General features: G+C 76.2%; 6 protein-coding genes. 3 read left to right on the top strand and 3 right to left on the bottom strand.

The window, feature by feature from the left end; genetic code table 11:
• Positions 1-819: 819 nt before the first annotated feature.
• From cbiE to ACFWNV_RS38225, 3 genes are read left to right on the top strand one after another with little or no spacing between them, the layout of a single operon-like run.
• Positions 820-2,154 carry a precorrin-6y C5,15-methyltransferase (decarboxylating) subunit CbiE gene (gene cbiE / locus ACFWNV_RS38235; RefSeq protein WP_383956499.1) on the top strand — a complete coding sequence of 445 codons (1,335 nt, stop codon included), beginning with the start codon at positions 820-822 and terminating at the stop codon, positions 2,152-2,154.
• A complete protein-coding gene (cobM, locus tag ACFWNV_RS38230) occupies positions 2,151-2,900 on the top strand; it encodes a precorrin-4 C(11)-methyltransferase (RefSeq protein ID WP_383956496.1) in 750 nt (249 codons plus the stop codon). Before cbiE ends, cobM begins: the two co-directional genes overlap by 4 nt.
• Positions 2,890-3,663, top strand: coding sequence for a cobalt-precorrin-6A reductase (locus ACFWNV_RS38225; RefSeq protein ID WP_383956493.1), 774 nt, complete (start codon positions 2,890-2,892; stop codon positions 3,661-3,663). The genes cobM and ACFWNV_RS38225 overlap by 11 nt, the downstream gene beginning before the upstream one ends.
• A gap of 698 nt (positions 3,664-4,361) precedes the next feature.
• Here ACFWNV_RS38225 and ACFWNV_RS38220 read toward each other — a convergent pair.
• The 3 genes from ACFWNV_RS38220 to ACFWNV_RS38210 are packed head-to-tail and all read right to left on the bottom strand — an operon-like array spanning position 4,362 to position 7,842.
• Positions 4,362-5,849, bottom strand: coding sequence for a precorrin-2 C(20)-methyltransferase (locus ACFWNV_RS38220; protein WP_383956491.1), 1,488 nt, complete (start codon positions 5,847-5,849; stop codon positions 4,362-4,364).
• Positions 5,846-6,493: a precorrin-8X methylmutase gene (locus tag ACFWNV_RS38215; RefSeq protein ID WP_383956488.1), complete on the bottom strand. Its 648-nt coding sequence runs from the start codon at positions 6,491-6,493 to the stop codon at positions 5,846-5,848. The genes ACFWNV_RS38220 and ACFWNV_RS38215 overlap by 4 nt, the downstream gene beginning before the upstream one ends.
• Positions 6,490-7,842 (bottom strand): cobalamin biosynthesis protein CobG, encoded by a 1,353-nt coding sequence (locus tag ACFWNV_RS38210; RefSeq protein ID WP_383956485.1) that lies wholly within the window; start codon positions 7,840-7,842, stop codon positions 6,490-6,492. Before ACFWNV_RS38210 ends, ACFWNV_RS38215 begins: the two co-directional genes overlap by 4 nt.
• Positions 7,843-8,190 lie beyond the last annotated feature (348 nt).

Genomic DNA, 8,190 nt, shown 5'->3' with positions numbered 1-8,190 from the left:
GCCCCAGACCCCACGCCTCAACGCCGGCGAGGCTGGATTTGCCCGGGCGCAGCCTGCATGTGCGGGCACGTGCGAACCGAATCCACCCGGACGCCGGCCAAAATCCAGCCCCTCCGGCGTTTGAGGAGCGGAGGTCCGGGGGCTGGCCCCCGGGAACGGCGCCGCACCCGGCAACGGGTCCGGGGCGCAGCACCGGGGAACGGGCGAAGGGCGGGTAGGGGACCCCGCCCCGCAGGGCAGAGCCGAAGCCACAGGCACAGGCACAGGGCCGAGCCGGGGCCGGAACCAGGACCGGGGCCAAGCCCCGGGCGGTGGCAAGGCCGGGGCTGGAGACCGAACGGTCGAGGCTAGGCCTTGCCCGGAGGCGCAGAGTCGGGACAATGCCGTGGCCAGGGCAAGGCCCGGCCCGGGGCCGGGGCCGGCCCCGGAGGTACATGTACAAGGTCGAGGCAAAGCCGTGGCCAGGGCAAGCCCAGGGTCGGAGCCGCAGGCACAGGGCCGTGGCCTGGTCCAGGACCGGGGCTAGGCCAGGACCGGGGCTAGGCCGGGACCGGGGCAAGGCCGGGACCGGGGCAAGGGCAAGGGCAAGCCCAGGGTCGGAACCGCAGGCACAGGGCCAGGACCGGGGCTAGGTCGGGACCGAGGGAAGGGCAAGGCCAGGCCTAGGGCAAGCCCGGGCCGGAGCCAGAGCCGGAGGGGCGGGGCGAGGGGCGGGGCCAGGCCCGGGGCGGGGTGGGCTCCGGGGGCCGCCCGCCTGGGGGTTTGGGGGGGACCAGTAGGCTGCGGGTTCACCCGCTTCCGTACCCCGAGGTCCACCCAGTGAGCTCCGCACCGCCCCCCGCCCCCGTCTCGGTCATCGGCCTCGGCGCAGACGGCTGGGACGGGTTGACCGCCCCCGCCCGGGCCGCGCTGGCCGGGGCCGAGGTGCTGATCGGCGGGCCCCGGCAGCTGGACCTGCTCCCGCCCGGGGAGTGCGGCGGTGCCCGGGTGGCGTGGCCCAGTCCGTTGCGCCCGGCCGTGCCGAAGCTGATGGCCGAGCACGCGGGCCGCCGCATCGCGGTGCTGGCCAGCGGCGACCCGATGTTCTACGGGATCGGCCGCGCCCTGTCCGAGGAGCTCGGACCCGGCACCCTGCACGTCGTCCCGCACCCCTCCTCCGTGTCCTACGCCTGCGCCCGCCTGGGCTGGCCGGTGGAGGACACCGAGGTGGTCACCGTGGTCGGCCGCCCGGTGGCCCGGCTCGCGGCCGCGCTGTACGAGGGCCGGCGGGTCCTGGTGCTGAGCGCCGGAGCACTGACCGCAAACGAGATCGCTGCTCTGCTTCGAGAGCGGGGCTTCGGCCCCAGCCGGATGCGCGTCCTGGAACAGCTCGGCTCCGAGCACGAGGACACGTACGAGGGCCTCGCCCAGAGCTGGGAACACCCGCCCGGCGACCCCCTCAACGTGGTCGCCGTCGACTGCCGCCGCGACCCCCGCGCCGACGTCCCCCGCCTCGGTGCGACCCCCGGCCTGCCCGACACCGCCTACGAGCACGACGGCCAGCTCACCAAGCGCCACGTCCGCGCCGCCACCCTGTGCGCCCTCGCCCCCGCCCCCGGCGAGCTCCTGTGGGACATCGGCGGCGGCTCCGGCTCCATCGGCATCGAGTGGATGCGCACGCACCCGTCCTGCCGGGCGGTGACCGTGGAGCGAGTGACGGAGCGGGCCGCGCGGATCACCCGTAACGCGGCCGCGCTCGGCGTACCGGGCCTGCGCGTGGTCACCGGCTCCGCCCCCGGCGCGCTCGCCGGACTGCCCGCGCCCGACGCGGTGTTCATCGGCGGCGGCCTGACCGCGCCGGGCCTGCTCGACGCGGCCTGGGAGGCGCTGGCTCCCGGCGGCCGGCTCGTGGTCAACACCGTCACCCTGGAATCGGAGGCGGTCCTCACCGACCGCTACCGCCGCCACGGCGGCGAACTGGTCAAACTGGCCGTCGCGCACGCCGTGCCGGTGGGCGGTTTCACGGGCTGGCGCCAGGCGATGCCCGTCACCCAGTGGTCGGTCACCAAGCCGTACCCGGACCGCCCGTCCCACCCGCACTCCCAGCTCGACCAGCCCGACCAGCCCGACCTGCCCGACCTGCCCGACCCCGAAATGGTGGATCAGACGATATGACCGTGTACTTCATCGGCGCGGGCCCCGGCGCCGCCGACCTGATCACGGTGCGCGGCGCCCGGACCCTGGCCGCCGCCCCCGTCTGCCTGTACGCCGGCAGCCTGGTCCCGCGCGAGCTGCTCGCCGAATGCCCGCCGGACGCCCGTCTGATCGACACCGCGCAGCTGAACCTGGACGAGATCGTCGCCGAGTGCGTACGCGCGCACGCGGCCGGCCAGGACGTGGCCCGGCTCCACTCCGGCGACCCCTCCGTCTTCAGTGCGGTCGCGGAGCAGATGCGGCGGCTCGACGCGGCCGGCATCCCCTACGAGGTCGTCCCCGGCGTCCCCGCCTTCGCCGCGGCGGCCGCCGCGCTGAAGCGGGAGCTGACCGTCCCCACCGTCGGCCAGACCGTGATCCTGACCCGCATCTCCCAGCAGGCCACCCCGATGCCTCCCGGCGAGGACCTCGCCACACTGGGCCGCAGCGGAGCGCTCCTCGTCCTCCACCTGGCCACCCGCTACGTCGACCGGGTCGTGGACGAACTGCTCCCGCACTACGGGCCCGAGTGCCCGGCGGCGGTGGTCGCGATGGCCAGCCGCCCCGACGAGCTGATCCTGCGCGGGACGCTGGCCGACATCGCCGACCAGGTGAAGGAGGCCGGGCTGGTCCGCACGGCCGTCATCCTGGTGGGCCGCACCCTGGGCGCCGAGCAGTTCCGCGACAGCCACCTGTACTCCGCCGAGCGCGACCGGCATGTCTGCTGATCCGGCCGGCCCCGGTCCGCACGTCCTGATCCTCGGCGGAACCACCGAGGCCCGCCGCCTCGCGGAGGCGCTGGCCGCCGCCCCGGGCTCCCCCCGGGTGACCACCTCGCTGGCCGGCCGGGTCACGGCCCCGGTGCTCCCGCCCGGCGAGACGCGGATCGGCGGCTTCGGCGGCCCCGGCGGGCTGGCGGCGTGGATCACCGCCCACGGAGTCACCCACCTGGTCGACGCCACGCACCCCTTCGCGGAGCGGATGAGCTTCAACGCGGCCGCGGCGGCGGCCCGTTCGGGTGTCCCCCTCCTGGCCCTGCGGCGTCCCGGCTGGACCCCCGGCCCCGGGGACGACTGGCACTTCACGGACTCCCTCACGGAGGCGGCCGCTCTCCTTCCCGGCCTCGGCACCCGCGCCTTCCTCACCACCGGCCGGATGGGACTGCACAGCTTCGCGCACCTCACCGAGCCCTGGTTCCTGGTGCGTTCGGTGGATCCCCCGGCGGGTCCCCTGCCGCCGCGCCTCGAAGTCCTTCTGGCCCGGGGCCCGTTCACCCTCGCCGACGAACAGGCCCTACTGACCCGTCACCGCATCGACCTCCTGGTCACCAAGGACAGCGGCGGCTCGGCCACGGCCCCCAAACTCACGGCCGCCCGCGAGGCCGGCATCCCGGTCCTCGTCGTCCGGCGGCCGCCGGTGCCGGAGGGCCACCCACGGGCGGCCTCGGTCGGCGAAGCCCTGCAATGCCTGGGCTACGATCTGCCGCGTTGATCGTTCGCGCGTACGAGGGACAGGCCATGAGAGCTGCCGGCAGAATCTCCCCCGCGGTAACGGCCCTGCTGGCCGGCGGCCTGCTCGCGGGCGGCTGCTCGGGCGGCGGACCGGCGCGGAAACCGGCCGCGGTGCCAGCGACGACCGCCCCGGGCGAGCCGTCCGGAACGCCCTCGTCGTCCGGCACGCCCGCACCGGCCGGATCGCCGACCCAGGCCCCCGCGCCGGCCTCCGCCGCCCCCACGAGCGCACCCCCGGCCACGGGAACCTCCCGGCCGGCTCCCGGGCCCGGCACCTCGCGCACTCCGGCGCCGAGGCAAGGCACTTCCTCAGTCCCGCAGAACCCCAACCGGGGCCCCAAGCCACCACCCGCGCCGCCCCACACCCCGGAACTGAACTGGACTCCCCCGGCGGGCCCCCCGAGCCCGGTCATGACCGTGACCCTTCCCCCGGCCCGGTAGAGACCCAGCCCGGCCAAACCCACCCCCTCCGGCGCTTGAGGAGCAGGGGCCCGGGGCCGGCCCCCGGCAACGGCGCCGCACGCGGCGACGGGTCCGGGGCGGAGCCCCGGGGAACGGGCGAAGGGCGGGTAGGGGACCTCGCCCCGCAGGGAAGACCACCCGCACCCGCCCACCCCGGCCCGACGGAGTCCGGGAAGGCACGCCTCCCCGCTCAGCCCCCCGGCCGGCCGCCGAGGATCACCCGTACCGGCGCGGCGTCCAGGTCACCCGCGACCCGTCGGACCGCTCCGTCACCCGGGTCTGCGAGGACCCGATCAGCAGGATCGTCCGCATGTCGACCTCGGACGGCTCCAGTTCGGCCAGGGTGACGATCCGGACCGACTGCTCCGGCCCGCCCACGTCGCGCGCGACGACCACCGGGGTCTGCGGTGCGCGCAGCTCCAGGAGCAGCTCGCGGGCCTGCGCCACCTGCCAAGTCCGGCTGCGCGAGCCCGGGTTGTAGAGGGCGAGGACGAGATCGGCCGAGGCGGCCGCGCGCAGCCGCTCCGCGATGACCTCCCAGGGCTTGAGCCGGTCGGAGAGGGAGATGGTGGCGTAGTCGTGGCCGAGCGGGGCTCCGGCCGCGGCGGCCGCCGCGTTGGCGGCGGTCACCCCGGGGAGCACCCGTACGGGCACGTCCTCGTACTCCGGCTGCCCCGCGACCTCCAGGACGGCGGTGGCCATGGCGAAGACCCCGGGGTCGCCGCCGGAGACCACGGCCACCCGCTGGCCGCGCCGGGCGAGGTCGAGCGCGAACTCGGCGCGCTCCGATTCGACCTTGTTGTCCGAGCCGTGCCGGATCTGGCCCGGCTTGACCGGGACCCGGTCCAGGTACGTCGTGTACCCGACCAGCACCTCGGCGTCGGCCAGTACCCGCCGCGTCTCGGCGGTGAGCCACAGCGGCCCGGCCGGTCCGGTGCCGACGACGGCGACCTCGCCGGGGCCGGACGGCACGCTGCCCGGGTTCCCGATGCGGCTGGGCACCACGGCGACGGCGAAGTAGGGGACGGAGTCGGGGTCGGTGTCGGCCAGCAGGCCGGTCCGTTCCCCGGCCATCGTCGCGCGCTCCACGTAGCGCGCCTCGGCGAGCCGGCCGCTGTTGTCCATGGCCCGCCGGATGGCGGGGAAGGTGCGCCCGAGCTTCATCACGACCGCCGAGTCGGTGGCGGCGAGGCGGGCCGTGAGCTCCTCCTCGGAGAGGGTGCCGGGCAGGATCGTCAGCACTTCCTCGCCCTCGACGAGCGGGGTGCCGAGCCGGGCGGCGGCGGCGCTCACCGAGGTCACCCCGGGGATCACCTCGGTCTCGTACCGGTCGGAGAGCCGCTTGTGCATGTGCATGTACGAGCTGTAGAAGAGCGGGTCGCCCTCCGCGAGCACGGCGACGGTGCGGCCGGCGTCCAGGTGGACGGCGAGCCGGGCGGCGGAGGCCTCGTAGAACTCCTCCATCGCGCCCTGGTAGCCGCCGGGGTGGTCGGTGGTCTCGGTGGTGACCGGGTAGACCAGCGGCTCCTCGACGTGGTCGGCGCGCAGGTGCTTCGCGGCGATGGAGCGGGCGATGGAGCGTCCGTGCCGGGCGGAGTGGTACGCGACGACGTCGGCCTCCGCGATCACCTCGACGGCGCGCAGCGTCATCAGCGAGGGGTCGCCGGGCCCGAGGCCGACCCCGTACAGCTTTCCGGTGCTCATTCGGCCACGCTCGCGATGGCGTTGACGGCGGCCGCGGCCATGGCGCTGCCGCCGCGCCGGCCCCGGACGATCAAGTGGTCGAGTGCGGAGGGGTGTTCGGCGAGGGCGTCCTTGGACTCGGCGGCGCCGATGAACCCGACGGGGACCCCGATGACCGCGGCGGGGCGCGGGGCGCCCTCCTCGATCATCTCCAGCAGCCGGAACAGCGCGGTCGGCGCGTTCCCGACGGCGATCACCGAACCCTCCAACAGGCCACGGTCCCGCCAGACTTCGAGGGCGGCGGCGCTGCGCGTCGTGCCCATCTTCGCGGCGAGTTCCGGCACGGCCGGGTCGGAGAGGGTGCAGATCACCTGGTTGTCGGCGGGCAGCCGCTTGCGGGTGACCCCGCTGGCGACCATCTGCACGTCGCACAGGATCGGCGCACCGGCCTCCAGGGCGGCGCGCGCCCGCAGGACGACCTCGGGCGAGTAGCCCAGGTCCCGGGACAGGTCGGTCATCCCGCAGGCGTGAATCATGCGCACCGCGACCTGGGCGACCGAGGCGGGCAGCCCGGACAGGTCCGCCTCGGCGCGGATCGTGGCAAAGGACTGGCGGTAGATCTCGGCGCCGTCCTTCTCGTACTCGAACACGGTGTACTCGCTCATTTCTTCACTGCGTCTTCGGACACTCGGGGTCGGCCGCGCGCTTCGGCGACGGCCTGGGCAAGTTCGTGGGACGGCACCGGGCGGCCGTCGAGCCGGTACCCGTCCGGGGTGGCGACGAGGTCGACCCAGGCGGTCCCGCGCGGATGACCGCACCGGCGCTCGCACCCGGACCAGTGCACGGGGGCGCCGGCGGGTCCGGCCGGCGTCCCGCCGTCCGCGTCCACGACGGCCCGCGCGTCGGCGCGTACGTCGGCCAGCGCCTTGGCGCAACCGGGCCGCCCGGTACAGGCGGTGACGGATTCCCAGGGGCCGTCGGGCGCGACGGACAGTCCGGCGGCGACGAGCCGGGCGTAGCCGTCGACGGGCCGCCGGGTGCTCGCGCGGGGCAGGACGATGCTCCGCCAGGGCGTGATCCGCAGCTCTCCGTCGGCTCCCTCGCCGTCGGCTCCCTCGCCGTCGCCCACTCCACTGCCCGAGACGTCCACCAGGACCCGCCACTGGTCCGCGGTGAGCCGGCCGAGCGGGGGCAGTACGCACAGCGCCGTGCGGTCACCGGTGCCGGGGCCCCACGGCCTGGGCGGCGGGGCGTACGGCCAGGCCACCTCCGGAACGGTGTCCGCCGCGATGCCGGCCGCCCGGAGCCGTACCGCGAACTCCGCCGCCTCCAGGGCGTGTACGGCGGGCAGTTCGGACACCCGCCAGGCGCGGGTGCCGGCGGCGTCCGCGGAGTCGAGGAAGTACTCGGCCGCGAGCAGCGCCGCCCGGGGCGCGTCGGCGGCGTCCACCTCCACGGCGTCGGGGGCCGCACCGAGCCGGACCAGTGCCCGGCCCCGGGGTCCGCCGAGCAGGGTGACATCGGGGTCGAGCGCGGCGACGTCCCCGCGCCCGTCGTCGACGGCGAACAGGAACCGGCCGGACAGCGCCGTCGCGCGGGCGCTCGCGCACAGCAGCCGGTCCAACTCCCCCACCCAGGGGGTCACATGGGGCCGACCGGCGCTCCCGATCCCGGACAGCGGGGTCGCCACGATGTTCCGTACCCGCTCGTGCCCGGGGGCGGGCAGCAGTCCGGCCGCGTCCAGCAGCTCCGCCAGCCCGGCGCCGCAGCCCTCGGCGAGCCCGCGCAGCTGCACGTTCCCGCGCGAGGTGAGTTCCAGGTGCCCGTCCCCGAACCGGTCGGCGGCCGTCGCCAGCACCGAGGCCTGCCGGGCGGTCAGCAGACCCCCCGGGATCCGGACCCGTGCCAGGTACCCGTCATCGGCGGCATGCAGGCGCAGCGCGCCGGGGCAGGCGTCGCCGCGATCCCGTATGACGGGTTCGTCCCGCGCTGTGGCGGAGGGGGGCGTGGGCATGGCGGCGAGCATACCCACGATTCTGCGCCCACCCCCTGTGTCGATCACCACCCCGAACCAGCCACCCCGACCCGCACCCGACCCCACCGACACCCGCCGAATCCACCCCCCACCCGCCCCGGGGCCAGCCCCACCGCCAAACCGCCCCTACCCCCGCCGGCGGGCTGAACCCCACCCAATCCAGCCCGCCCCCACCCGAGCCCGACCTCACGCGCCCTGGCCCGCCCTTGCCCGAGCCCACCCCGCACCGCCCTGGCCCGCACCGCACCGCCCTGGCCCCCGCCCCGCCCCCCCCCCCCCCCCCCCCCCCGCCCCCCCCCCCCCCCCCCCCCCCCCCCCCCCCAAAGA

The organism is Streptomyces sp. NPDC058401 (genome assembly GCF_042722885.1).
Classification (GTDB): Bacteria; Actinomycetota; Actinomycetes; order Streptomycetales; family Streptomycetaceae; genus Streptomyces.
Note: the sequence above shows the minus strand (reverse complement) of the source record. Positions and strands in the feature narration are given on the sequence as shown.